The sequence below is a fragment of the Agromyces chromiiresistens genome, from assembly GCF_029167465.1.
Lineage (GTDB): Bacteria > Actinomycetota > Actinomycetes > Actinomycetales > Microbacteriaceae > Agromyces > Agromyces chromiiresistens.
Genome location: NZ_JARFNL010000004.1, coordinates 294,039 through 319,287, shown reverse-complemented (window position 1 = coordinate 319,287; position 25,249 = coordinate 294,039). Strand labels below are relative to the sequence as shown.

Sequence of the window (25,249 nt, the reverse complement as noted above, 5' to 3'; positions counted from 1 at the left end):
TCGAGAGGACCTGTCCATGACCGACACGTCGACGGCCCCGGCGCGCGCGTTCCCCGAGACCTTCCTGTTCGGTGCGGCGACCGCCGCCTACCAGATCGAGGGCGCCGCGTTCGAAGACGGCCGCACCGCCTCGATCTGGGACGCGTTCTGCCGGGTGCCCGGCGCGGTGATCGGCGGCGACCACGGCGACGTCGCGTGCGACCACTACCACCGCATGCCGCAGGATGTCGCGCTCATGCGCGAGCTCGGACTGCAGACGTACCGCTTCTCGGCGTCGTGGTCGCGGGTGCGCCCCGACGGCGGCCCCGTGAACCCCGCGGGCGTCGACTTCTACTCGAGGCTGGTCGACGAGCTGCTCGGCGCCGGCATCAAGCCGTGGCTCACGCTCTACCACTGGGACCTGCCGCAGGCGCTCCAGGAGCGCGGCGGCTGGACGGTGCGCGAGACGAGCGACCGGTTCACCGAGTACGCGCTCTCGCTGCACGACGTGCTCGGCGACCGGGTGACCGCGTGGACCACGCTCAACGAGCCGTGGTGCGCCTCGTTCCTCTCGTACACCGGCGGCGAGCACGCGCCGGGGCATCAGAGCATCGCCGAGGGCCTGCTCGCCGCGCATCACCTGCTGCTCGGCCACGGTCAGGTGGTGCGCGAGCTGCGGAGTCGCGACGCCGGGCTCGACCTCGGCATCACGCTCAACCACACGGTCGCCGACCCCGCCGACCCGAGCGATCCCCGCGACCTCGACGCGGTGCGCCGGCTCGACGGGCAGTTCAACCGATGGTTCCTCGACCCGCTGTTCCGGGCGAGCTACCCGGCCGACATCGTCGCCGACATCCGCGAGTCGGATGCCGCGGCCGTCGACCGGTTCGAGGCGGCCGTGCGCGACGGCGACCTCGAGCTGATCTCGACGCCGATCGACGCGCTCGGCGTCAACTACTACCACGGAGACCTCGTCTCGGCGACGCCGCCGGCTCCGGCCGACACCCCGGTGCCGAGCGCCCCCGGCAACCCGCGCCCGACCCGCAGCCCGTACCCGGTCGCTCGCGACCTCTACAACGTCGAGCGCGGCCTGCCGCGCACGGCGCAGAACTGGGAGGTGCAGCCCGAGGGGCTCACCCGACTGCTGCGCCGCATCTGGGAGGAATACGCGGCCGCGGCCGGGGTCGAGCTCTACGTCACCGAGAACGGCGCGGCGTACGACGATGTCGTGTCGACCTCCGGCGGCGCCGCCGTCGTCGACGACGCCGACCGCGAGTCGTTCGTGCGCGCGCACCTCGCGGCGATCCTCGACGCGATCGAGCAGGGGGTGCCGGTCAACGGGTACTTCTACTGGTCGCTGCTCGACAACTTCGAGTGGGCGTGGGGGTATGCGAAGCGGTTCGGCATCGTGCGGGTCGACTACGACACCCAGGAACGCACGGTCAAGCGCAGCGGGCACGCGTACGCCCGCGTCATCCGCGACCGGGCGCTGTGATGGCCGGCCGGCCGAGCGGGCGCGCGGCGCCGCATCGAGACCACGCACCCGCCGGTCGAGGAGCGCGCAGCGCGTATCGAGACCGCGGGCCGCGGCGCCACGCGACCTAGACTGACGACATGGCGAAGGATGCCTCGGGGGGTGCCCCCACGCTCGAGATGGTCGCACGCGTCGCGGGAGTGTCGCGGGCGACGGTGAGCCGCGTCGTCAACGGCTCGCCGAAGGTGAGCCCCGAGGTCGCCGCAGCGGTCAACGACGCGGTCAAGCGCCTGCGCTACGTGCCGAACCGGGCGGCCCGCTCGCTCGCCAGCCGCTCGTCGAACGCGATCGCGCTCGTCGTGCCCGAAGACGTCACGACGTTCTTCGGCGACCCGTACTTCGCCGAGATCGTCAAGGGCATCATGAGCCGCATCGACGACAGCGACTACGTGCTCAACCTGCTCGTCGCCTCGAGCGATCCGCGGCACAAGACGCGTGCCTACCTCGAGTCGGGCGTCGTCGACGGCGCCCTCGTGATCTCGCACCACACGGGCGACGAGATCGTGCTCGCCGATTCGACGGTGCCGCTCGTCTTCGGCGGCCGCCCGGTCGACGGGCTCGTCGAGGGCGCGACCTACGTCGACGTCGACAACGAGGCGGCGGCCGAGGTCGGCACGCGCCACCTCATCGATCTCGGCCGGCGTCGCATCGGGTCGATCACCGGTCCACTCGACATGCGCGCGGGCGTCGACCGGCTCGACGGGTTCCGTGCGGCGGTCAGCGCGGCCGGGCTGCCCGACGACCTCGTCGAGTCGGGCGACTTCACCGCCGAGGGCGCCGCGGCCGCGACCCGTCGGCTGCTCGACCGGGTCGGCGCTTCCGCACGCGGGAGCGACGGCCCCGGCATCGACGCGTTGTTCGTCGCGAGCGACCTGATGGCGAGCGGCGCCCTCGCCGTGCTCGCCGAGCGCGGCCTGCGCGTGCCCGACGACGTGGCCGTGGTCGGCTTCGACGACAGTCCCGTCGCGACCCGCACCGCCGTGCCGCTGACGACCGTCGCCCAGCCGTCGGAGGAGCAGGGCCGCACGATGGCGGAGCTGCTCATCCGCCTCATCTCGGGCGACGACGACGTGCCGAAGCAGACGATCCTGCCGACGCGCCTCGTGGTGCGCGAGTCGGCGTAGGCCCCGGCGCCCTCGGCACCGGTCAGGCCCCGGCGAGCAGCCGCTCGACGAACCAGAAGAGCCCGACCGCGGCGACCCCGAGCTCGATCCAGAGCGGCGAGCCCGGCAGCCGGCGACGCAGCAGCACGATGAGCGGGAACGTCACGGCGATGAGCACGAGCTGGGTCAGCTCGATGCCCACGTTGAACACGAGCAGAGCGCCGAGCAGGCCCCACGAGAACGGCTCGTCGATGCCGAGCGCACCCGCGAAGCCGACGCCGTGCACGAGCCCGAAGACGAAGACCACCGCGACCCGCACCCAGTCCTCGCGCGAGAACCCGCGGGGCGGCGCGAGCACCGTCGGCAGCACCGTCACGGCCGTGCGCTCGCGGAGGGCGAGGCCCCCGCGCGGGCCGGAGCCCGAGGCGCCGCCCGGGTTCGGGGTGGCGCCCGGCCGGGCTCCTGCGGCCGCAGCGACCTCCCCGGTGCTCGCCGCGTTCCCGCGCCGTCTCAGCAGGCCGTCCAGACCTCCCCGGCCGCGTCGCGACGCCCAGACGCTCCAGAGCGCGACGGCGGCGATCGAGAACGCGATGACCGGCTCGACGAACGCGGGCGGCACGCTCACGAGCCCGAGCGCGGCGGCGATGAACGTCATCGAGTGCGCCACCGTGAATGCCGTCGCGACCACGACGATGTCGCGCAGGCGCCTCGCACCGACGATGAGGGCGAGCAGGAACAGCAGGTGGTCGGGTCCGAAGAGCAGGTGCTCGGCGCCGAGGATCAGGAACTCGCCCATCCGCGAGCCCCAGTCCTGCGTCGTCGTCATCGTCGGGCTCGTGTCGGTGTCGAGGTTCGCGACACCGGCTCCCGAGCCGAGGTCGTAGCTGACGATCGTGGTCGTCCTGCCGCCCGGTGCCGTTCCCGGGAACAGCTCGGTGCCGATCCGGTAGACGGCGGCGGCCGCGCCGACCTCAGACCGGCAGTCGGCGTCGATCACGAGCCGGGCGTGCGGCACGCCGTCGCGGATCGTGATCGCGAACGGTTCGACGAGGGTGTTCGGGCAGGCCGCCCCAGCCGAGTCATCCCCCTCGACCGCGACCGAGTACCGCGGCAGGACGTACCCGAGCACCGTGTCGGAGTGGCGCTCGAGCACCTCGGTCGTGAGCTTCCGGGGATCGCGGCCCGACGCCTGCACGTCGGCGTACGCGTCGGCCTCGAACCCGGCGTCGTCCATCGCCCGCGCGCCGTCGGTCGCGAGCAGCACGTACTCGATCTCGAGCACGGTCCGCACGAGGCCGGGCTCGGGCTCGGTGACGTCGGCGAAGACGGTCGCGGCGTAGCTGTGCGCGGCCGCCGGGTCGGCCGGGGCGAGCACGGCCGACGCGAGTGACCCGACCGCGGCGACCGCGCAGAGGAGCGCACGCACGAGGCGCGCGCTCCCCCTGCGGCGTGGTTCAGGCCGCACCGAGGTCCGCCCAGGCCGGGTGCTTCGCGGTGCCGGGCACCTCGCCGCGGGTCCACCACTTGGCGCGATAGAGGCGCCCCTCGTGCTCGACGGTCTCGCCGCCGGTGTAGACCCACGACGCGGTCCAGGCCCGCACGATGCCCTTCGCGGTGCTCACCTCGACCCCCTGCTCGGCCCAGGCGCCGTTCACCTTGCCGTTCTTCGCGGTCGCCCCGGGCGTCGCCCCCTTGGTCCACCACTGCGCGACGAACACGCGGCCGTCATGGAGCACCCGGTCGCCGGCGACGTACGCGCGGTCGGCGCGCCAGGTCGGCAGCTCTGCGATCGCGACATCCTTCGAGGTCGCCGTGCCGTCGGCGCTGTTCGGGCGGCTCGCCGTCACGGTCACCGCGATCTCGGCGCCGTTGAGCGATCCGTCGACCTGCAGCTGCGCGCCGGTCTCTCCCGCGAGCTCCTCACCGTCCGCCGTCCAGCGGTAGGCGAAGGCGAGGCCCTCGGCGTCCCACTCGCCCGGCTTCGCGAAGAGGATGCCGCCGACCTCGGCGGTTCCCGAGACGCTCGGCTGCACGGTGGCGACCGGCGCGGGCTCCTCGACGGTGACGTCGAACTCGGCCGCGGTGTCGTTGCCGGCGGCGTCGACCGCGAGGTACCGCAACGTGTACGCACCGGCGGCCGGGGGCACGATCGTGCCCGGCTCGAGCGGCACGTCCTCGCCGATGGGCCCCGACGCCGTGATCGTGAGCTCGACCGAGCCCGAGTCGTCGCCCGCGAGGCCGGCGGGCACCGTGTACTCGGTGCCGACCGTCGCGGTCGCGGCGGGCGCGGGGTCGACCTCGACGAGCGGCGGCGTCGTGTCGTTGCTCGTCAGGGCGTGCGCGGCGAGGCGCTCGACCGATGCGGCCGCGAGCGGCTCGCCGAAGATCTTCGCCGTCGAGATGGTGCCCTCGAAGGGGTACTCGACCGTGCCCGACGACGAGATGTCTCCGCCGACGACGAACGACCGTGCTGCGCCCGTCGGGTTCTGCACCTTGCCGCCGCCCGTCGCGGTGGCCGTGCCGGCCTCGCGGCCGTCGACGAACACGCGCAGTGCTCCCGACGCGGCGTCGTACGTCGCCGCGATGTGCGACCACTGCCCGGCGGTGACGGCGTTCTCGGCACGGGCGACGACGTACTTGCCGCCGACGCGCACCCACAGCTCGGGCGAGACCTTGCCCGGCTGCGTGCCGGGCAGCATCTCGAGGCCCTGCCCCGCACTCTGCGTGTTCGAGATCATGTCGCGCTCGGTCGTGATCGCGGGCACCTTGACGACCGACTCGATCGTGAAGCCGTCCTCGGTCTCGGCGTAGTCGCCGTCGGACCATGCGATGCGCGAGCCCTGGGCGGAGCTGCCGGTGAACGTCGCGACCTCGGTGCCGAGTGCGGCGTCGACCGCGATCGGCGCGTTGCCGGCGGTGATGGCGTGCGCCCGCGGCGACCGGTCGACGGGCCTGCCGCCGACGTAGTCGAGATCGAGCAGGTCGGCCGCGGGGAGCGGCTCGAGGAGTCGGGCCAGCTCGGCCGATCCGTTCGCCGCGGTCACGGTGAACGAAGCCTGCGACTGGCGGGCGGCCGCGTCGGTGACGACGTAGGCGAGCGTGTGCGCGCCCGCCACGCTCGGCGTGAACGTGTACCGGCCGTCGTCGGTGCGCGCCACCTCGACGACACCACCCGTCGGGTCGGTCACCTCGACGGCGACCTTCACCCGGCCCGAGTTGTCGACCGCCTGCGGCGCCGGGGCGATGTAGGGCCGACCGACGACCGCGGAGGCACCGGGCGCCGGGCGCTCGGCCTCGACCTGCGGCGGCGTGGCGTCGATGAGCTTGAGCTCGCGGTTCGCGACGCGGTAGACGTTCTTGTCGCTCAGCGGCGTGCTGTAGATCTCGACGCCGGCGATGCGGCCGTCGAGCGTCGCGTCGTCGAGGGTGCCGCTCGCGTTCGCGTCGCCGCCGATCGCCATGTAGCGCGCCGCGGTGTTGCTCGGCTTGACCGGGAACGAGACGTCCTCCGTGGTCACCGCCCTGATACCGTTCACGTAGAGGCGGGCGTCGGTGCCGTCGTACCAGCCGGTCACGTGGTACCAGGTGCCGTACTCCAGCTCGACCGACGGACGAGGGCTCGAATACCAGAATCCGAGCTCGTACGTCGTGGCCGACGCCGTTCGCACCGCCTCGAGGCCGACGCCGCCGCCCTGCATGCCGCCGAACACGTCGACGTATCCGCCGACGGGCTTGTCGATCGCGTCGAGCTTGAACGTCGCGTCGATCGTGAAGCCGTCCTGCAGCTTCGCGTAGTCGGCGTCGCTCCAGGGCGCGGTCTTGAACGCGGTGGCCGCGTCCTGCTCACCGACCGCGACCTGTGCGCCGAGGTCGGCGTCGTCCGCGACTCGGGCAGCGCCGCCTGCGGTGAGGGTCCACGCCTTCGGCGAGGCATCCGCGGCCTTGCCGTCGGCGAAGCCGACATCGAGGAGATCGGCGGTCGGCACCTGCTCGCGCAGGTCGTCGAAGGTGAGCTTCTCGGGGTCGAACGGCGGCTCGACCGGGCCGGTCGAGCCGGTCGTCGTGAACCGCGCCGTGAGCGCCGTACCCTCCTTGCCCCACGCGTTGATCGGGGTGACCCGCACCTCGTACTGTCGCGACGGGCGCAGGTTCCACACCTCGTGGTTGCGGCTCGTCGGCATCGGCAGGTTGTAGAACCCCGACCACTGCAGGAAGGTGTTCACGGTCTGCCCGGTCGCGACGTCGACCGTCGTGTAGCGGTACTTGTGCACGATGTCCTGCACGGTGTTCGGAGCGGGCACGGCCTGCGGGAACGCGACCATCGCCTTGTCCTCGCCGATGCCGTCGACCGTCACCGCGGAGCCCGCCTTCCACTCGGGCGCCTTCGAGAGGCTCGCGCGGTGGGTGTTGTTGAGCGGGAAGCGCTCGTCGTACGTCTTCGTCGTGTCGACCGAGTCGGCGACGTCCCACGTCCACGTCTGGTCGATCCACTGATCGGCGAGCAGGTCGTAGTTCCTGATCGTGACCTTCGAGCCGGTGATCTCGACGACCGCCGTCTGGCGGTTGTTGCCCGCGTCGTCGGGCGTCGTGTCGTTCGATCGGCTCGTCGGGCTCGTGCCCACGACGCCCGACTCGAACTCGTAGTACGCGAGCGGCGGTGCATTGACGGTCGTGAAGCCCTTGTCGGCCTTGTCGCCGGCACGGTTCTCCTGGCCCTGCCAGACCGACGTCGGGATGTTCTGCGGCGTGTGGATGTGCCCGCCCCAGACGACCGCCTGCGGGAAGTCGTCGAAGACCGACTGCAGGGTGTTGCCGCAACCGCTCGAGAGGCCCGTGCCGTACCACTCGTTCGAGACGTAGTGCGTGCACTGCAGCGGGTGGTGCACGAGCACCATGACGGGCTTCGTCGGGTCCTCGGCCGTGGCGGCCGCGAGTCGCTGCTGCAGCCACGAGGCGGCGTAGGCGTAGTTGCCCGAGCTCGCCGACGACGGCTTGCCCGTGACGGGGTCGAGCGTGCCGGCACCCGGCGAGACGGTGATGAAGTGGTAGCCGTCGATCGTGTAGTCGGCGTTCGGCTTCTGGCCGCCGGTGGCCTGGGTGAACAGGTCGTACGACGAGATCGCGCTGACGTCGTGGTTGCCGAGCGAGGCGACGAGGTCGATGCCGAGGCCGGCCTTCGAGTCGATCGTCGACTTCAGCCCGGCGTACTCGCTCGCGGTCGCGGTATTCGTCAGGTCGCCCACGAAGAGGGCGGTGCCGACGTTCTCGGCGGCCCAGAAGTCGTACGCCTCGGCGAGCTCGCTCCAGTTGTTGTGGATGTCGCCGATCGCCGCGAAGCGGATGTCGGGCTCGCCGTCGGCGGTCGCAGGGGCTTCGACGACCGACTCGGTCGACGACGGCCCGGACGCCTCGGCGGCGGGCTCCTCGGACGCCGGCGCACCGGCCGGGGCCCGGGTCGCATCTCCGCCGACCGTGACGGTGCGCGTCTCCTCGGTGATGCCGCCCTCGGCATCGGTGACGGTGAAGGCGACCGTGTACTCGCCCGCGACGGCGGGCACGAAGCGGTAGGCGCCGTCGTCGCCCGGGCTCACAGCGGCCACGACGCCGTCGGGGCTCGTGACCGAGACGACGAGGTCGCCGGCCGCACCGGCCCCGCCGGTGAAGACGACGGTGTCGCCGACGACGGCGTCGGTCGGGCCGGCGATGGCGACGGGCGCGTCGGCCGCGCCCGCTGCGGTGGCGGCCGACTCGGCGTCGCCGTTCGACGGCGCGACGGCCGATGCGGTGGTGGCGGGCGCGGCCTGCGCCTGGGCAGGCGCGGCGGCGATGCCGGTGAGGAGCAGCGTCGCGGCGGCGACGGAGGTGACCACGAGGGCCGACCGACGCCGGGATCGGCGGGGAACGGCGGAATCGGACGGGGGGACGGCGGGCTGCGACACGATATGTCCTTCGAGTGACCTGGGCCGGAACGGTGCCACGAAACCGAGCCGAGGTGGCCGCCGGGTGAACGTGAGGGGACCGCGCGGCGGCGGATTCGCGAGCGGGGCCGGATTCGTCGGCCCGCTGCGCACAGTGGGTGCGCGGCCCGGTCGTGCCCGGGTCTCAGCCGGCGTCGGGCAACTCGGCCGTGCCTGCGGCCTGCGCCTCGAACGAGATGGTGTGCGGCAGGTACCGGTCTTCGCCGCACTCGACGGGGCGCCCGTTCGCGGCGTACGTCTCGCGCCGCACCTGCAGCATCGGGCTCGAGCGTCGGACCCCGAGCAGCCGTGCGTCCTCGCTCGATGCGGCGACGGCCTCGATGCGGTGGTTGCCGTGCGTGATGACGATGCCGGCGTCGGCGAGCCGTCGCGTGGTCGAGTGCGCATCGTCGGGCATGCGTGCGACGTGCGGCATCACCCACGGCGCCCAGGTCGAGCGCTCGACCATGACGTCGCGCCCCTCGAGCGTGCGCACGCGGATCATGTGCAGCACCTCGTCGCCCGTGCCGATGCCGAGCAGCCGCGCCTCGCGCGGAGTCGCGCGTCGGACCTCCCTCGCGACGACCCGACCGCCCGACGCGCGGCCCTGGGCCTCGGCCCACTGGGTGAACGAGCGCATGCGGTCGAATCCCTGGGTCTTCGCCGCCTGCACGAACCAGCCCGCGCCGCGGCGCGACTCGACGAGGCCCTGGCGCGCGAGCGCGGCGAGCGCGCTTCGCACGACGCTGCGCGAGGAACCCTGCGCCGCGGCGAGCTCGAGCTCGCTCGGCAGCCGGGTGCCTGCCGGCAGCTCGCCCGACACGATCCGGCGACGCAGGTCGCCGATGAGGTCGACCGACCCGGTCACTCGAAGACGACCCCCGCCACCTCGGCGAACCGTCCGCGCATGACGGCGATCGCATCGGGGTGTTCGTCGACGAGCACGAACCGGCGGCCGAGGGTCGCGGCGACGGCGCCGGTCGTGCCGGACCCCGCGAAGAAGTCGAGCACCCAGTCGCCCTCGCGGGTCGAGGCCTGCACGATGCGCCGCAGGATGCCCTCGGGCTTCTGCGTCGGGTACCCGGTCTTCTCTCGCCCGGTCGGCGAGACGATCGTGTGCCACCAGACGTCGGTCGGCAGCTTGCCGAGCTCGGCCTTCTCGGGGGTCACGAGGCCCGGCGCCATGTACGGTTCGCGGTCGACCGCGGTCGAGTCGAACCAGTAGCGCTCGGGGTTCTTCACGTACACGAGGATCGTGTCGTGCTTCGTCGGCCAGCGCCGCTTGGACTTCGCGCCGTAGTCGTACGCCCAGATCAACTCGTTGAGGAAGCACTCGCGCCCGAACAACGCGTCGAGCAGCACCTTCGCGTAGTGCGCCTCGCGGTAGTCGAGGTGCAGGTAGAGCGTGCCGTCGTCGGCGAGCAGGCGCCACGCCTCGACGAGTCGCGGTTCGAGGAACGCCCAGTAGTCGTCGAAGCGGTCGTCGTAGCGCAGCAGGTCTCCGCGGATGCGCTCGTAGCGCTTGCCCGCGAACCCGGTGATCGTGTTGACGGTGTTCGCCGCGCCCGGCTCGGGCTCCGAGTCATCCGCCTCGACCTGCCGCACGTGACGCAGCGACTGGCGCGCCTGCACCCGGCCGGTGTTGAACGGCGGGTCGAGGTAGATGAGCGTGAACCGGCCGTCGGGCAGGGTGGGCAGCACCGCGAGGTTGTCCGCATGGATGATGCGGTCGGGTTCGTCGGAGGCCACGGGCTCCAGTCTGCCAGTCGACCGCTCCGCCGGTTGCGGTAGCGCCCGCCGAAGTCAGCCGGCGTGCTCGTGCGCGTGCGCGTCGGCGATCTCGCGGCCCGCGGCGGGGTCGGATGCCGCGGCCGAACCGACGACGTCGGCGACGGCGCCGCGCGAGTGCACGACCTGCCCGCCCACCAGCGTCACCTCGGCGTGCTCGGCGAGGAGGCCCGCCGGGTCGTGCTCGTGCGCGTAGAGGTCGCCCGACCACACGACGAGGTCGGCGTCCATGCCCACCGCGAGTCGCCCGCGCGACCCCTCGAGATGCCAGGCCCGCGCACCGTGCACCGTGTAGGCCTCGAGCGAGCGGTCGACGCCGACCCGCTCCCCCGCGGTCCAGGCGTCGGTGCCGTCGAGCGCCGCTCGGGTCGCGGCCGAGAAGACGCCGACGAGCGGGTCCATCTCGCCGACCTGCCAGTCGCTCGAGAAGGCGACGGTCGCGCCCGAGTCGAGGAGGCTCCTGAAGCGCCAGGCACGGCTCCAGCGCTCTTCGCCGACGTTCTCCATCCACGTGCCGGCGACGAGGTCGGGCGAGCAGTGCCGCGGCTGCATCGCCGCGGTGACGCCCAGCTCCGCGAAGCGCGGCAGGTCGTCGGGGTGCAGGCACTCGACGTGCACGACGCCGTGGCGCCGGTCGACCGTGCCGTTCACCCGTTGCGCGTGCTCGATCGCGTCGAGCGCCAGCCGGATGCCCGCGTCGCCCGTCGCGTGCGTGTGGGTCTGCAGGCCCAGCCGGTCGAGTTCGGTGACGACGTCGACGAGCTCGCGCCCGCCGTTGCCGGCGTAGCTCGGGCGTCCGCGCCGGCCGGGCCGGTTCGCGTAGTCGTCGAGCATGAGCGCGGTGTGCGGCTCGATCACGTCGTCGGAGTAGAGCTTGATGGGCCCGAGGCGCAGCAGGCCCGCGTCATCCGGGTTCTCGGCCGCGTTCGCGATCGTGTCGCGGAGCGTGCGCCGGAACTCGCCGTCGGCCCCGACGGGGTGGAAGAGCGCGGCGATCACTCGGGAGCTCAGCACGCCCTCGGCGAGCGCACGCTCGAAGAGCGGAAGCTCGGCGAGCGGCACCTGCGGCTCGACGACGGTCGTGATGCCGAGCACGGTCGCCATGCGCATGCTCGACCGCAGCTTGCGGTACCGGCGTTCGGGCGAGTACATCGGGATGTCGCACTGCAGTGCCGCGAGTCCCGCGACGGTCATCGCGCTCGTGTAGAAGTCGGTGACCCATCCGGTCGCCGTGCCGTCGGCGTCGCGCTCGGCGCGGCCCCAGGCGATCTCGCCGCCGTCGGCGAGGCCGAGCACCTCGAGCGCGCGGCGGTCGAGCCACACCGAGTGCTGGTCGTAGGTCGTCACGAAGATCGGCCGGCCGTGCGGGTCGAGGCCGGCCAGGTCGCGCGCGTTCGGCCGGCGGTTCTCGACGACGGCGTACACGGCGTTCTCGGCGCAGATCCACGGCAGCTCGGGGCGGGCGGCCGCGAAGCCGGCGATGCGCCGGCGCACCTCGTCGAGGGTGTGCGCCCCTTCGAGCGAGACCGCATCGTCGTCGAAGCCGAGCAGCAGGTGGTTGTGGCTGTCGATCACGCCGGGCGTGACGAGCCGGCCGTCGGCCTCGACCGTGCGCCGCGCGGCGGGCGCCTCGGCCGCGGGGCCGACGTAGGCGATGCGGTCGCCCGTGACGCCGATCGCCTCGGCCCAGGGCCGCGCGGGGTCGAAGGTGCGCACGCGTGCGCCGGTGATGAGGAGGTCGAGGGTCATGGTGCTGGGCTTTCTGCGGTGTGCGGTGGAGCGCGGTGTGCGGTGGAGCGGTGGTGCGGTGATGCGGTGATGCGGTGATGCGGTGGCCGATGACATGGGGCAGTCACCAGCCACGATTCGCCGGACTCCGGGGGCGTTCGGTCCGCCGGAGCTGTGGATTTGTGGACATGTGCGCATCGATCGTGTGGATGTGTGGAATTGTCGACGCGCACGCTGTGGACATGTGGACGTGTGGACGCCCTTGCGAGAAGCGTCCCCGGCCGGTGCGTTCGCTCCTCGGACGGTGTGGTCGTGTGGGCACGTGGACTCGTCCCGTGTGGTCATGCGGTCATGTGGTCGCGCTCCCGGCCGAGACATCCCCGACCCGGGCGACGGGATCGCGGAGCCGACGCGGCCGGCCGCCGTGATCCCGTCGGACCGTGGGGATCCTCAGGCGAGGTCGTCGTCCTCGTCGGCGTCGAGCAGGTGCGCCGCGCCGGGGTTCGTGCGCAGGTACAGCGCGTAGTAGAGGAACCCGGCGACGATGATCCCCGCCGCGATGCCGAGGCTCAGCCACTGCGCGGGGTCGAGGATCCCGATCACGAAGATCGTCGCGATCGCGGCGAGGGCGACGATCGGCGCGATCGGCCAGAGCGGCATGCGGAAGTACGCCGACATCGACGCCCCGGCGGCGGCCTCGCGGTTCGTCTGCCGGCGCACGACGAGCGCGGCGAGGGCGATGAAGCCGTAGCTGAACGCGAGCGTCGATCCGGTGGCGTTGAGCAGCACGTCGAAGGGCACGAAGCATGCCGCGAGGGCGAGCACGCCCATGACGATCGTGGCGACGACCGGCATCTTCGTCGTCGGCGACACCTTCGCGAGCGGGCGGGCGAGCCCGGCCGGCATCGCCTGGTCGCGGGCAGCGGCGAAGAGCAGGCGGCCCGACTGCAGGGCGATCGCGATGATCGCGTTCACGATCGCGAGTGCGATCGCCACGAGCACGACGATCGTGACGGCATCGCCGGCGCTCTCGGCGAGGAACGTCTCGACCGGCAGCGCCGCGCCGAAGAGGTCCTCGAGCGAGTCGGCACCGAGCAGGATCGCGGTCAGCGGGATGAGCTCGGCGAGCACGGTGATGAGCGCGCTCCAGAGCACGGCGCGGGCGATGGTGCGGCGGGCGTTGCGGGTCTCCTCGGCGAAGTAGATCGCGCCGCCGTAGCCGTTGTACGAGAAGATGCCCTGCGTGATCGCCAGCACGAGCCCGGCGATGCCGAGCGGAGCGAGTCCGCCCGTCGCGGGGTCGAGCACCTGCGGGTCGAAGAGCGCGGTGATCGGGCGCTCGACGTTGATGAGCCCCAGCACCGCGAGCAGCACGAGCGCGGCCATCTCGACGAAGAGGAAGGCACCCGTCACCCACGCGTTCGTGCGGATGTTGAAGCACGCCGTCACGGTCGCGAGCACGATCACGATGAGCGCCGTCCACAACGGGTCGAGCCCCGCGATCGCGACGCCGAGGTAGTCGGCGACGCCGAGCGCGAAGATCGCCACGATGAGCGGCAGCGTGATGAGGTTGATGAAGAACACGGCCGCGCCCGCGGCCGGCCCGAGCACGCGGTTCACGAGCGAGTAGTCGCCGCCGGCGATGGGATGCCGCGACCCGAGCTCGGCGTAGCACAGCGCGACGAGCAGGCTGATGACGCCGGCGAGGGCGAAGCCCCAGAAGACGCCGGTGCCGTAGGTGGCGAGCGCGGCGCCGCCGAGGATGAACACGCTCGAGGCGGGCGAGATGCCCGAGAGGGTGATGAGCACGTTGCCGCCGACGCCGAGCGAACGCGACAGCTGCGCGCCGTGCGTCGTCGTCGCGGCCGTGTCGAGGGCGGGCGCTGGAGTGGGTGATGACATGGGTGGTCTCGCTTCGTCGGGGGAACCAAGGCATTATTTGACTCAAGTGTCAAAGAATGCACCGAGCATGACAGGCCGATCGGTTAGTGTCAAGAACATGGCCCGACCCCGCAACCAGCACGCCCGGCGCGCGGCCCTCATCGAGGCGACGTATGCCGCGGGGCGCATGCACGGGCTGCGGTCGCTGTCGCTGACGGATGTCGCGGCCCAGGCCGGCCTCACGCGGGGCGCGATCCTCTACTACTACGAAGACCTCGACGCACTGCTCGTCGAGGCCCATGCTGCCGGTGTGGAGCGGTTCTGCGACGATCGCGATGCCGTCGTCGATCGCCTCGACGACCCCCGTGCGCAGCTCGCCGCCGCCATCGACGGCGGTCTGCCGAGCGGGCCCGATGACGCGCTCATGAGCCTGCTCTACGAGTTCGACGTGCTCGCCGGCAACTCGCCGCTGCACGACGAGCTCGTGCAGAAGCTCTACCTGCGCCAGCTCGAGACGTACCGTCGCATCCTGGCCGCGGGGCGCACTGCCGGCGTCTTCACGCCGAACCTCGACGACGACCGGCTCGCGATGACGTTCGTCGCCCTCGAAGACGCGTACGGCCTGCACATCGTCGGCGGCAACGCGCTCATGACGGTCGAGACCGCGGCCGCGGCGATGCGGGCGGTCGCGGCGGAACTCGGCTGCCCGACCACCCCGTCGGCCGAGTAGGCGCGCAGCACCGTATCGAGGCCGGGCCGCTCGACCCGGTGGCCTCGATCCGCTTCGCCGCTCGACCGACCGACCGTCCTCAGACGTCGAGGCGGATCGAGCCCTTGAAGCGATCGGACCGCGCCGGAGGCGCGCCCGCGGCATCCCCCTCGTCGTCGGCGAAGGCGATGCCCTTGTCACCGTCGGGAGTCGGCGCCGGCGTGGGCAGGCGGTTCTGCCGGTCCATCTCGACCTGCGCCTCGTACTTGCGCGGCGCGAACACCTCGTCGCCGATCATCATGACGGCGCTGCCCGAGGGCTTGCCCTTCTTGGTCTTGTCGGAGAGGTCGATCCAGCCGAGCCGCACGGCGACGACGATGACGGCGAGCGCGCCGAGCGCGATCGCGAGCCAGATCCACCAATCCACCCGGCGATTCTAGCGGGGTGACCCTGAGCCTTCCTCGCGAGCCGTCGCTCAGCCGCGACGCGCGACCGTCACGGCACCCGGTAGAGCCACTCGCGCGTCGCGAACTTCGTCTCGACGAGCTCCTCGGCCTCGGCCAGCTCGTCGGCGGTCACGCTGCCCGGCGTCGCCCCGTTGAGCGCGACGAACGTCTGCTTGAGGCTCTCGATGATGGCGCCGCGGCTGAGCCCCGTCTGCGAGCGCAGCGGGTCGACGCGCTTCGCCGCCGAGGCGATGCCCTTGTCGCTGATCTTCTCGCGGCCGATGCGGAGGACCTCGAGCATCTTCTCGTTGTCGAGGTCGTACGCCATCGTGACGTGGTGCAGCACTCCCCCGTTGCCGAGGCGCTTCTGCGCGGCGCCGCCGATCTTGCCGAGCGGGCTCGTGATGTCGTTGAGCGGCTGGTACGTCGCCTCGATCCCGAGGGCGCGCAGGCCCTGCAGCACCCAGTCGTCGAGGTAGGCGTACGACTCGGCGAAGCTCATGCCCTGCACGAGCTCTGCAGGCACGTAGAGCGAGTAGGTGACGACGTTGCCCTGCTCCATCATCATCGCGCCGCCGCCCGAGATGCGGCGCACGACGTCGAAGCCGTAGCGCTCGGCGCCCTCGGGGTCGACCTCGTTCCTCACCGACTGGAACGAGCCGATGACGACGGCCGATTCGTCCCACTCCCAGATGCGCAGGGTCGGCTTGCGGCGGCCCTCGCCGACGCGGGTGGCGAGCACCTCGTCGAGCGCGAGGTGCAGGCGCGGCGGCACGGCGGGGTCGTGCACGACCTCCCAGTCGTAGTCGGCCCAGCTCGTCGCCTCGGTGAGCGCGCGGCGCACGGCGACCGCGACGGCGTCGGCCGAGAAGCCCAGCATGACGGCGTCCTTGCGGAGGCGCGCGCCGATCGCGGCCGAGATCTGCTTCGCGTCGGACGCCGCGGGCAGGCCCTCGAGCGCGGCGTTGATGTCGTCGAGCGCTTCGTCGGGTTCGAGGAAGAAGTCGCCGGCGACCCGCGGGTTGCGGATCGCGCCGCTCACCACGTCGAAGTCGACGATCACGAGCTTGCCGCCGGGCACCTTGTATTCACCGTGCATGCGGTACAGCCTACGGATGGGTTCCGTCGGTCGAGTAGCGCGGGAGCGTCACGGGCTCGGACGCGCCGCGTCAGGCCGACCGCCGGGTGCACTCGCGGGAAGGCGGCCACAAATCCACAAATCCACTCGATCGGTGTCCACAAATCCACAAGTGCACACCCGGTACGGACCGCATGGCCCGCCGGTGCCGCCCCGGCGTCGCCGGCCTGAGCGGGCTGCCACGCTCGGCGCCGTCATCCCCGAGTCGCCTCGGCCGACGCTTGCTCGAGGAAGAGGGCATCATCGGCGAGTGCCCGCGTTGCCGTGCGCCGCCAGCCGTAGGCGACGCTCGCCCCGGTCACGATTGCGCCGTCGATGGCGAACGCCGCTGCCGACGCGGCGATGGTCATGCTCGTTCCCGCGATCCACCCGACGACGGCACCGACCAATGCGCCGAGCAGTGCGAACGCGACGAGATGCACGCGGAACGACTCGACGCGCCGGAACGCGAGACCGAGCACCCATGCCGACGGACCGCCGATCAGAACCAGGGTGCCGATCGACCACGGAAGTGCGTAGAAGGCGCTCATCAGGATGCCGAGGAACGCCCAGCTCACCGCGTTCGCCATCGACTCGAACGGGTTCGGCGACCACAGCGCCATGACGATGAGCATGACCGGATAGCTCAGCGGGAACATCCACTGGAAGGTCCACCACCCCCACCCGGCCCCGCGCACGAACTCGCCCCACGTGAACGCCATCGGCGCCTCAGGCGTGCGCACCCGAGCGCCGTAGCGACCCGCCACACCGGGCGCCGGCACGGTCATGCCCGCACCTCGGCGATGAGCTCGACGAGTTCGCGGAGCGGCTTGCGCAGCAGTGGCACCTTCGCAAGCGGCAGGGCGAGGGCGAGGGCGAGCAGCTTGAGTCCGCGCTCGAGCAGGCGCAGCGTGCGCTCCCGGCCGGGCGACGTGTCGTAGACCCAGAACATCGCGAGCAGCAGGTAGCCGAGCCAGAACACCTCGGGCAGCGAACGGGCGAGGTCGTCGGGCAACGAGTGCTTGGCGCCGGCGACCGCCTCGGTGAAGAGGCCGACCGCGAGCTGGCGCGCCTCGGTCGAGTCCTCGGCGAGCGGGTTGATCGGCGACTTCGGCGAGACCGCCGCGCTGAGGAAGCCGGGCGCGAAGGCGTGGAACGGCTCGAGCGTCGCGAGCCCCGTGCGGTAGACGACACCCAGCCGCTCGACGAGATCGGTGTGCTCTGCCAACAGCGGCTCGGCCACCGCGCGGTGCTCGCGCTGCACCTCGACGTAGAGCTCCTGCACGAGGTGGTTCTTGGTCGGGAAGTAGTAGTACGCGTTGCCGAGCGAGACCCCGGCCTCCTGCGCGATCAGCCGCAACGTCGTGTCGTCGAATCCCCGCGCGCGGAACGAGGCCACCGCGGTGTCGCGGATGAGTGCCCGCGTGCGTTCGGCCTTGGTGCGAGGCATCCGCTCGCCATTTTCGAACATGTTCAAAAGATAGCGCAGATGGCCGAAGAAGTCACGTGGTCTCGATACGGCGCTGCGCGCCTACTCGACCGACGGGACCCTGCGTACGCTGGCGACATGACGACGTTCTTCCTGGCGCGGCACGGCGAGACCGTCTGGCACGCCGAACACCGCTACGCGGGCAACTCGGATGTCGCGCTCACGCGCCACGGCCTCGGCCAGGCCGCGGCGCTCGGCGCGTGGGCGGTCGACGCCCGGCTCGATGCGATCATCGCCTCGCCGCTCAGCCGCGCGCAGCGCTCGGCCGCACCCGCCGGCGAGACGACCGGCCTGCCGGTGCGCACCGACGCCCGGCTCGTCGAGATCGACTTCGGCGCCGCCGAGGGACTCACGCCCGACGAGCTCACCGAGCGGTACCCGGCCGAGTGGGCGGCGTTCTGCGAGGCGCCCGCGTCGAACCCGTTCCCGGGCGGCGAGACCGGCCGCGCCGGCATCGCTCGCGCGCTGCCGGTGTTCGACGAGCTGGTCGAGGAGTTCCCCGACGGGCGCGTGCTCGTCGTCGCGCACGCCACCCTCATCCGGCTGCTGTTCTGCGAGCTCGCCGGCATGGACCCCGACGGCTACCGCGACCTGCTGCCCGTGCTCGGCAACTGCAACGTGACGACGATCGTCTACCCCTGGGCGACGGAGTCGCGCGCGGCGCACCATCCCCGCATCCGACTACTGGGCTACGACGTGCCGCCCTGGCACGCGGGCATGTAGCCGCGGCGGTCGGCGGCGCTTCGAGGCGCTCGCGACGGGCCGGAACTCGAACGAGGCGCCACCGGGTGAGTCCCGGCGGCGCCTCGTGCGGGGCGACGACCCCTACTCCTCCCAGGGCACGTCGGGCGCCTTGTAGTAGCCGATGCCCATCTCGTCCCAGCGGTGGGCCTGCTGCCCGATGCGGCGTTCGAAGTCGTCGAACGAGCGCACCTCGGGCGCCGACCAGCCGACCTCGGCGATCGCCGGCATGCGCGGGAAGCTCACGAAGTCGGCGTACTGCGACACGGGGATGAACTGGTCGAGCGACGTCGGCAGCTTCGTCGAGCCGTAGTAGGCGCGGTCGGCCCAGAGCGCCGCCTCGACGCCCTCGATCTGCTCCTCGGTCGCGAGCGAGACGCTGCCGTCGGTGCTCGAGGTCACCGAGATCGGGTCCCAGTCGTACGAGCGCTCGAGGTCGACGAGGCCGGCCCAGCTGAGCCCGTAGGGCACGCTCGCGTCGTACTTCATGTCGAGGTACGAGCGGTCGGCGGGCGAGGCGACGACCGTCGCGCCCTGCGCGAGCGCGTTGCGGAGCTCCCGCACGTCGGGGCGCTCGTTCGGCGTGCCGATCGAGGCCTGGTCGCCGGCGTCGGCCCACCACTGCATGATGGAGCCCTCGGGCAGCGGCGAGGCGCCGATCTGGTGCCAGCCCATGACCCGCTTGCCCTGCTCGGCGAGCACCTCGGCGGAGGTCTCGACGTACCAGTCCATCTGCTCCTGCGTGGTCGACGGCACCTCGTCGCCGCCGATGTGCACGATGTCGGAGGAGCTCTGCTGCGCGGCCTCGGTGAACACGTCCTGCAGGTAGGCGCGCACCTCTTCGCGGCGTTCGGGCGTCAGGCAGATCGTGGGCAGGCCGACGTCGAAGCCGGAGTACGGCGCGACCGCCTTGCCGTCGCAGTTGATCTCGGGGATCGACGCCTTGGCCGCCATCGCGTGGCTCGGCCCGTCGATCTCGGGCACGACCTCGATGAAGTGGTCGGCGGCGTACTTCACGATCTCCTGGTAGTCGGCCTTGGTGTAGAACCAGGGCCCGCCGGTGCCGGGCTTCCATCCGCTCTGCGTCGATGCGCCGACCTGCGTGAGCTCGGGGCGCGCATCGACGGTGAGGCGCCAGCCCTGGTCGTCGGTGAGGTGCAGGTGGAGCGCGTTGTACTTGTAGAGCGCCATGTGGTCGATGAAGCGCTTCACGTCGTCGACGGGGTAGAACCGCCGACCGACGTCGAGCATGGCGCCGCGGTAGTCGTAGCGGGGCGCATCGCTGATGTCGACCGACGGGATCGCCCAGGCGACATCGGATGCCTCGGCCGATTCGACCTCGGGCGGCAGCAACTGCCGGAGCGTGGTCGCGCCGCGGAACAGCCCCTCGGCGGTGTGCGCCTCGAGCGACACGTGCGTTCCCTCGGCCTGGATCGTGTAGCCCTCGTCGCCGAGGGCGGCGTCGCCGCGAGTCGAGAGCTCGATCGTCGCGCCCCGGGATGCGCCCGCGGCTCGCTGGCCGACGGGGACCGCGTAGCCCGTGGCATCCCTCAGCAGTTCCGCGAAGCCCTCACCGACCGACGCCGCGCCGTCGTCGAGCGGGTGCACCTTGATGACGGTGCCGGCGCCGAGTTCGACGGGATCCGCGCCCGTCGCGGCGACGTGCGACGGTTGTGGAACGAGGGCGAGGTCGGCGAGCGGGTCGGCGCCGGCAGCGGAGTCGGCGGCATTCGCCGGCAGGGGCGCGGCGACGAAGGCGAGCGCACCCACCGCGACAGTGGCGGCGAGTGCGGCGCGGGGCGATCTGGACATCGGTGTCCTCCTCGAGCTCGGTGGTAGGGCGTCTCGGGTTCTCTCCGAAAGCTAGCCAGCGCTGATCGAGTCTGTCAATAGTCCGATGTTTTCGGTCAGAAACAATCACCAGGGGTGATCATTCGCTCATTTTTGCGATCAGTCGACCGCGTACCGCTCGTCGAGCCAACGCACGAGGTCGCCGAAGACCTCGGCCCGGTTGGTCTCGTTGAAGGGCTCGTGCCGCGCACCCTCGTACACGATGAGCTCGACGTCGCGCAGGCCCGACCGCTCGACGTACGCCTCGGCGAGGCGACGCACGCTGCGCTCGCCGCCGACGGCGCACTCGGTGCCGCTCATGATGAGCAGCGGCAGCTCGGGCGGGAGGCCGCGCGCGGGCCGGCCGAGCAGCCTGAGCGTGTCGGGCAGTCCGAACAGCTTCGGCAACGGCACCTCGGTCGCGTACGGGTCGGCCATGAACGCCCGGGCCACCTCGGGGTCGCGGCTGAGCCACTCCATCGGTGTCGGCCCGGTGTGCCCGAAGCGCCTGTTGCTCGGCGAGTGGAGGTCGAACAGCGTGCGGTAGGCGGTACCGGTGAGCACGAAGCCGTCGTACCGCTCGGGGTGCCGGTTCATGATGATCTGCCCGAGGAACGACCCCCAGGACTGCCCGAGGTAGACGAGCGGCAGGTCGGATGTCTCGTGCTCGCGGATCACGCCGGTGAACTGCTCGACCGCATCGATCGCCGCACGCAGGCCGCCCGGGCCGAGCCGCCCCATGCGGGTGAGGTCGCCGCCGTGCTGCACGTAGCCGGTCTGCCCGTGCCCGCGGTGGTCGTCGGCCCAGACCGAGTAGCCCGCCGCGTTCAGCACCCCGACGAGCTCGCCGTACCTGCCGATGTGCTCGCCCACGCCGTGCGCGAGCTGGACGACGGCGGTCGCATCGGGCACCCGCCACGATTCGTAGTGGATGGCGACCCCGTGCGCATCGATGAAGCTCGGCATGCCGAACATCATCGCAGGCGGCGCGCCGACCGCCGGGCGGCCGATCGTCCCGAACGAGCGCGACCCCTTGACGGGGGTGATTCCAAAGTGCTCTTATATGAACGTTTGGTGGCGGTAAACGTCACAATCCATCACTTTGAGATTGCGAGCAATGATGCAGCAACCGTGTACCCGGCCCGTCGGGCCGCCGCGTCGCTTCACCGCACTCGGCCTCGCCGCCCTCGTCGCGATGACGGGCCTCGGCTCGTTCGCGCTCGCGGCCGGCTCGACACCGAGCGTTGCCGAGGCCGCCTCGAGCGAGCCGACGCCGATCACGCCGAAGAAGGTGAACCCCGAGGTGCCCGTCGACGACACGGGCACCACGCTCGGTGCGATCACCGGCGTCGAGCAGGACGGCGCGACCGTCACCCTCGAGGCCGAGCACGGCGCGCTCAGGGCGACCTTCCTCGACGAGCGCACCCTGCGCCTCGAGGCCACCCCGACCGGCGAGTTCACCGACCCCGCGAACACCCCGCAGGGCGACCCCGCCCGCACGGCGAACATCGTCGTCGGCGAGGACGACTTCGACGAGGCATCCGTGACCGTCACCGAGGGCGACACGATCACCATCGCGACCGCGAAGGCGACCCTCGAGATCGACCGCGCCACCGGGCGCACCGCGCTCGAGCGCGCCGACGGCTCGACCGTCTGGTCCGAGTCCGAGCCCCTCACCTTCGGGCGCAGCTCGACGACCCAGCACCTCGAGGCGGTCGAGGGCGAGCAGTTCCTCGGCGGCGGCATGCAGAACGGCCGGTCGATCCACACGGGTGCGACCATCAACGTCGCCAAGAACTTCGACTGGGACGACGAGGGCTACCCGAACGCGGTGCCGTACTACATGTCGTCGAACGGCTACGGCGTGCTGCGCGACACGTTCGCCGCCGGCAGCTACGACTTCGCGGCGGGCACGACGACGCACGCCGAGCAGCGGTTCGACGCGTTCTACTTCGTGGGCGACTACGAGGACGCGCTCGACGGCTACACGAAGCTCACCGGCCGGCCGATCATGCCCCCGGTGTACGCCCTCGAGTACGGCGACGCCGACTGCTACAACCGCTCGAGCCCGACCTACTCGGGTTCGAAGGACCCGGCGAAGCTGAAGACCCCGCAGGCGCTCGAGATCGCGAAGGACTTCGTCGAGCACGACATGCCCGGCGGCTGGATGCTCGTCAACGACGGCTACGGCTGCGAGTACCAGGAGCTGCCCGAGACGGTCGACGCCATCGAGGCCGAGACCGGCCTCAAGACCGGCCTCTGGACCCAGCGCTCGCTCACGCAGCAGGAGTACGAGGTCGGCGAGGCCGGCATCCGCCTGCGCAAGCTCGACGTCGCCTGGGTCGGGTCGGGCTACCGGCTCGCGCTCACCGGCTGCGAGGCCGCGCACGACGGCATCGAGCAGTACTCCGACGCCCGCGGCACCTCGCTCATGGTCGAGGGCTGGGCGGGCGCGCAGCGCTGCGGCATGCAGTGGACGGGCGACCACTCGGGCAACCTCGACGCCGTTCGCTGGCAGGTCTCGGCGCTCACGGGCGCCGGCAACTCGGGCCTGCCCTTCACGACCGGCGACGTCGACGGCATCTTCGGCGGCTCCGCCGAGAGCTACGTGCGCGACCTGCAGTGGAAGGCGTTCGCGCCCGCGCTCTACTCGATGAGCGGCTGGGCCTCGGTCGACAAGCGGCCGTGGCTCTACGGCGAGCAGGCGACGGCGATCAACCGCTCGTACCTGCAGCTTCGCCAGCAGCTCATGCCGTACATCTACACGCTCGCGGCCGAGTCGCACCGGAGCGGCCTGCCGATGATGCGGTCGCTCGCGCTCGAGTACCCGAAGGACCCGGGCGCCTACAGCGTCGAGGCCAACAACGAGTTCCTGCTCGGCAGCGACTACCTCGTCGCACCCGTCTTCACGAAGACGACCGTGCGCAACGGCATCTACCTGCCCGAGGGCGAGCAGTGGGTCGACTACTGGACGGGCAAGCTCTACGAGGGCGGCCAGGTGATCAACGGCCACCCGGCACCCCTCGACAAGCTGCCGATCTTCGTGCGCGCCGGCGCGCTCGTGCCGCAGGGCGTCGTCGCCCGCAACGCCTCGTTCGTGCCCGAGGACTCGCCGATCACCCTGTCGGTGTACCCGCAGGACGAGAGCGAGTTCGCGCTCTACGAGGACGACAAGGTGACCCGCGGCTACGCCGACGGCGAGTCGAGCACCCAGGAGTTCACGGTCGACGCGCCGGAGCCCGGCAAGAAGGGCACCGTCACGATCGGCATCGGCGAGCGCGAGGGCGACTACGACGGCAAGGCCGGCGCCCGCCCCTACGTGATCGAGGCGCACACGGGCTCCGCGCCCCAGAACGTCGCGGTCGACGGCACCGGCCTGAAGAAGGCCGCGTCGCTCGAGGCGCTCGAGGCCGCGGCATCCGGCTGGTTCTACGACGCCGCCGACGCCGGCGGGGTCGTGACCGTGAAGCTCGCGCCGATCGCCTCCGGCGAGCGCGCCGAGGTCGTGCTGGCCGCGACGAGCGCGGTCGGCGGGCGCGACGCGGATGCCTCGGCGGCATCGGTCTCGGTCGACCTGGCCGATCGCGTGTTCCAGGGCGACGAGACCACGGTGACGGCGACGTTCCGCAACACCGGAACCAAGGCGAAGGACGACGTCGTGCTGACGCCGGCCGCGCCCGAGGGCTGGGAGCTCGTCTCCGCGACGGGCGACCGCGCCGGCACCGTGCAGGCGGGCGGCTCGGCGAGCGCCGAGTTCGTGTTCGAGGTGACGGATGCCGCGGCGGCCGACCGCCAGACCGTCGGCGTCGAGGCGGCGTACACGTCGCAGCGTTCGCCGCAGACGGTGTCGGGAGCGAACCAGATCTACGTCGCCTACGGCTCGCTCGCGGGCGCCTACAACGCCGACGCGATCAGCGAGATCGCGACGGCGAAGGCCGCGAACTTCGACGGCGGCGGCGCGAGCTTCTCGGCCGAGGCGCTCGCCCGCGCGGGCGTCACGCCGGGCTCGACGGTCACCGTCGGCACGGGCGACGCGGCGATCGGGTACACGTGGCCGGCGCCCTCGGGTGCGGCCGACTCGGTCTCGCCGGCCGGCCAGACGATCGCGCTCTCGGGCCGGGGCACGCACCTCGCGCTCCTCGCCTCAGCTGCGTCGGGCGGCGGGGTGAACCCCGAGCTCGAGCTGCACTACGCCGACGGCAGCGTGTCGAAGCAGAGCGTGTTCTTCCCGAACTGGCTGCCGCAGGCCTCGGGCCTCGGCGGTGCGAGCGTGGCGATCACCTCGCTCGGGCGCAACAGCGCGACGAACCCGGCCGTCTACGAGTATCCGACGTACAAGTACCAGGTGTACTCGAACGTGCTGCGGCTCAACCCCGCGAAGGAGCTCGCCTACGTCGTGCTGCCGACCGAGTCGCGACTGAAGATCTTCGACTGGAAGGTCGTCGACCAGCCGCTGCCGACGCCCCCGTCGGGCACGGTCTACGCCTCCGACCTGCCGTGGCTGAGCGCCACGAACGGCTGGGGCGTGATCGGCAAGGACGTCGCGAACAAGGACGCGGCGAGCTCGCCCGACGTTCCGCTGGCGATCAACTACACCGACCCGGCGACGGGCGCGAACCCGACGTACGAGAAGGGCCTCGGGGTGCACGCGCTCTCGAAGATCACGTACTACGTCGGCGGGGCGTGCTCGGCCTTCACGGCCGAGGTGGGCCTCGAGGCGCGGTTCGCCGGCAACGTGATCTTCAAGGTCGACGCCGACGGTGAGAACCGCTACCAGTCGCGGACGTTCACGCCCGGGTTCGCGCCCGAGTCGGTCGACGTCGACCTCAGCGGCGTGCAGTACGTCGACCTGATCGTCGAGGCGCCCGGCAGCATCAACGGCGCCCACGGCGTGTGGGGCGACGCGAAGTTCACCTGCGAGTGAGGCCGGTGCGGGCCGCTTCCCCA

The 25,249-nt window shown here is 71.8% G+C and carries 17 protein-coding genes; 5 read left to right on the top strand and 12 right to left on the bottom strand.

Features of this window, described 5'->3' with window-relative positions:
- The first annotated feature begins 16 nt into the window (after positions 1-16).
- Both PX701_RS08900 and PX701_RS08895 read left to right on the top strand, forming a co-directional pair.
- Positions 17-1,474: a glycoside hydrolase family 1 protein gene (locus PX701_RS08900; protein WP_275506082.1), complete on the top strand. Its 1,458-nt coding sequence runs from the start codon at positions 17-19 to the stop codon at positions 1,472-1,474.
- A 119-nt stretch (positions 1,475-1,593) separates the two neighbouring features.
- Positions 1,594-2,637, top strand: a complete 1,044-nt coding sequence (locus PX701_RS08895) for a LacI family DNA-binding transcriptional regulator (RefSeq protein WP_275506081.1) — start codon at positions 1,594-1,596, stop codon at positions 2,635-2,637.
- Positions 2,638-2,659: 22 nt separating this feature from the next.
- Here the strand turns inward: PX701_RS08895 and PX701_RS08890 are convergent, their stop codons facing one another.
- The 6 genes from PX701_RS08890 to PX701_RS08865 form a co-directional block, all read right to left on the bottom strand.
- Positions 2,660-4,042 carry a HupE/UreJ family protein gene (locus tag PX701_RS08890; RefSeq protein ID WP_275506080.1) on the bottom strand — a complete coding sequence of 461 codons (1,383 nt, stop codon included), beginning with the start codon at positions 4,040-4,042 and terminating at the stop codon, positions 2,660-2,662.
- Positions 4,043-4,070: 28 nt separating this feature from the next.
- Positions 4,071-8,486: a LamG-like jellyroll fold domain-containing protein gene (locus PX701_RS08885; protein ID WP_275506079.1), complete on the bottom strand. Its 4,416-nt coding sequence runs from the start codon at positions 8,484-8,486 to the stop codon at positions 4,071-4,073.
- Positions 8,487-8,718: 232 nt separating this feature from the next.
- Complete coding sequence (locus PX701_RS08880) at positions 8,719-9,441, bottom strand: GntR family transcriptional regulator (RefSeq protein WP_231428948.1); 723 nt, start codon at positions 9,439-9,441, stop codon at positions 8,719-8,721.
- Entirely contained in the window at positions 9,438-10,322 is an 885-nt protein-coding gene (locus PX701_RS08875) for a DNA-methyltransferase (RefSeq protein ID WP_231428949.1), read from the bottom strand. The genes PX701_RS08880 and PX701_RS08875 overlap by 4 nt, the downstream gene beginning before the upstream one ends.
- Positions 10,323-10,376: 54 nt before the next feature.
- The gene (locus PX701_RS08870) at positions 10,377-12,110 is read right to left on the bottom strand and encodes an amidohydrolase (RefSeq protein ID WP_275506078.1); all 1,734 of its coding nucleotides are present in this window, start codon (positions 12,108-12,110) and stop codon (positions 10,377-10,379) included.
- Positions 12,111-12,539: 429 nt separating this feature from the next.
- Positions 12,540-13,991 (bottom strand): APC family permease, encoded by a 1,452-nt coding sequence (locus tag PX701_RS08865; RefSeq protein ID WP_231428951.1) that lies wholly within the window; start codon positions 13,989-13,991, stop codon positions 12,540-12,542.
- Between the two features lie 97 nt (positions 13,992-14,088).
- Here PX701_RS08865 and PX701_RS08860 point away from each other — a divergent pair, with 97 nt between their 5' ends.
- On the top strand, positions 14,089-14,700 hold the full coding sequence (locus PX701_RS08860) for a TetR/AcrR family transcriptional regulator (protein WP_231428952.1): 612 nt from the start codon (positions 14,089-14,091) through the stop codon (positions 14,698-14,700).
- A 79-nt stretch (positions 14,701-14,779) separates the two neighbouring features.
- Here the strand turns inward: PX701_RS08860 and PX701_RS08855 are convergent, their stop codons facing one another.
- The 4 genes from PX701_RS08855 to PX701_RS08840 form a co-directional block, all read right to left on the bottom strand.
- Positions 14,780-15,106: a hypothetical protein gene (locus tag PX701_RS08855; protein ID WP_275506077.1), complete on the bottom strand. Its 327-nt coding sequence runs from the start codon at positions 15,104-15,106 to the stop codon at positions 14,780-14,782.
- 68 nt (positions 15,107-15,174) lie between these two features.
- Positions 15,175-16,224, bottom strand: coding sequence for a lipoate-protein ligase LplAB (locus PX701_RS08850; protein ID WP_275506076.1), 1,050 nt, complete (start codon positions 16,222-16,224; stop codon positions 15,175-15,177).
- Between the two features lie 233 nt (positions 16,225-16,457).
- On the bottom strand, positions 16,458-17,030 hold the full coding sequence (locus PX701_RS08845; protein ID WP_275506075.1) for a hypothetical protein: 573 nt from the start codon (positions 17,028-17,030) through the stop codon (positions 16,458-16,460).
- Positions 17,027-17,713 (bottom strand): TetR/AcrR family transcriptional regulator, encoded by a 687-nt coding sequence (locus PX701_RS08840; protein WP_275506074.1) that lies wholly within the window; start codon positions 17,711-17,713, stop codon positions 17,027-17,029. The genes PX701_RS08845 and PX701_RS08840 overlap by 4 nt, the downstream gene beginning before the upstream one ends.
- Positions 17,714-17,809: 96 nt before the next feature.
- Between PX701_RS08840 and PX701_RS08835 the strand changes: the two genes are divergently transcribed.
- Entirely contained in the window at positions 17,810-18,454 is a 645-nt protein-coding gene (locus PX701_RS08835; RefSeq protein ID WP_275506073.1) for a histidine phosphatase family protein, read from the top strand.
- A gap of 102 nt (positions 18,455-18,556) precedes the next feature.
- Here the strand turns inward: PX701_RS08835 and PX701_RS08830 are convergent, their stop codons facing one another.
- A complete protein-coding gene (locus tag PX701_RS08830) occupies positions 18,557-20,284 on the bottom strand; it encodes a beta-N-acetylhexosaminidase (protein ID WP_275506072.1) in 1,728 nt (575 codons plus the stop codon).
- A gap of 138 nt (positions 20,285-20,422) precedes the next feature.
- Entirely contained in the window at positions 20,423-21,268 is an 846-nt protein-coding gene (locus PX701_RS08825; RefSeq protein WP_231428957.1) for an alpha/beta fold hydrolase, read from the bottom strand.
- A 151-nt stretch (positions 21,269-21,419) separates the two neighbouring features.
- Between PX701_RS08825 and PX701_RS08820 the strand changes: the two genes are divergently transcribed.
- On the top strand, positions 21,420-25,226 hold the full coding sequence (locus PX701_RS08820; RefSeq protein ID WP_275506071.1) for an NPCBM/NEW2 domain-containing protein: 3,807 nt from the start codon (positions 21,420-21,422) through the stop codon (positions 25,224-25,226).
- Positions 25,227-25,249 lie beyond the last annotated feature (23 nt).

Coding starts and splice junctions, on each gene's coding strand:
- PX701_RS08845 (WP_275506075.1), bottom strand. CDS start 17,030: ATGACCGTGCCGGCGCCCGGTGTGGCGGGTCGCTACGGCGCTCGGGTG.
- PX701_RS08840 (WP_275506074.1), bottom strand. CDS start 17,713: ATGTTCGAAAATGGCGAGCGGATGCCTCGCACCAAGGCCGAACGCACG.
- PX701_RS08870 (WP_275506078.1), bottom strand. CDS start 12,110: ATGACCCTCGACCTCCTCATCACCGGCGCACGCGTGCGCACCTTCGAC.
- PX701_RS08865 (WP_231428951.1), bottom strand. CDS start 13,991: ATGTCATCACCCACTCCAGCGCCCGCCCTCGACACGGCCGCGACGACG.
- PX701_RS08860 (WP_231428952.1), top strand. CDS start 14,089: ATGGCCCGACCCCGCAACCAGCACGCCCGGCGCGCGGCCCTCATCGAG.
- PX701_RS08895 (WP_275506081.1), top strand. CDS start 1,594: ATGGCGAAGGATGCCTCGGGGGGTGCCCCCACGCTCGAGATGGTCGCA.
- PX701_RS08820 (WP_275506071.1), top strand. CDS start 21,420: ATGATGCAGCAACCGTGTACCCGGCCCGTCGGGCCGCCGCGTCGCTTC.
- PX701_RS08835 (WP_275506073.1), top strand. CDS start 17,810: ATGACGACGTTCTTCCTGGCGCGGCACGGCGAGACCGTCTGGCACGCC.
- PX701_RS08825 (WP_231428957.1), bottom strand. CDS start 21,268: ATGCCGAGCTTCATCGATGCGCACGGGGTCGCCATCCACTACGAATCG.
- PX701_RS08830 (WP_275506072.1), bottom strand. CDS start 20,284: ATGTCCAGATCGCCCCGCGCCGCACTCGCCGCCACTGTCGCGGTGGGT.
- PX701_RS08850 (WP_275506076.1), bottom strand. CDS start 16,224: ATGCACGGTGAATACAAGGTGCCCGGCGGCAAGCTCGTGATCGTCGAC.
- PX701_RS08900 (WP_275506082.1), top strand. CDS start 17: ATGACCGACACGTCGACGGCCCCGGCGCGCGCGTTCCCCGAGACCTTC.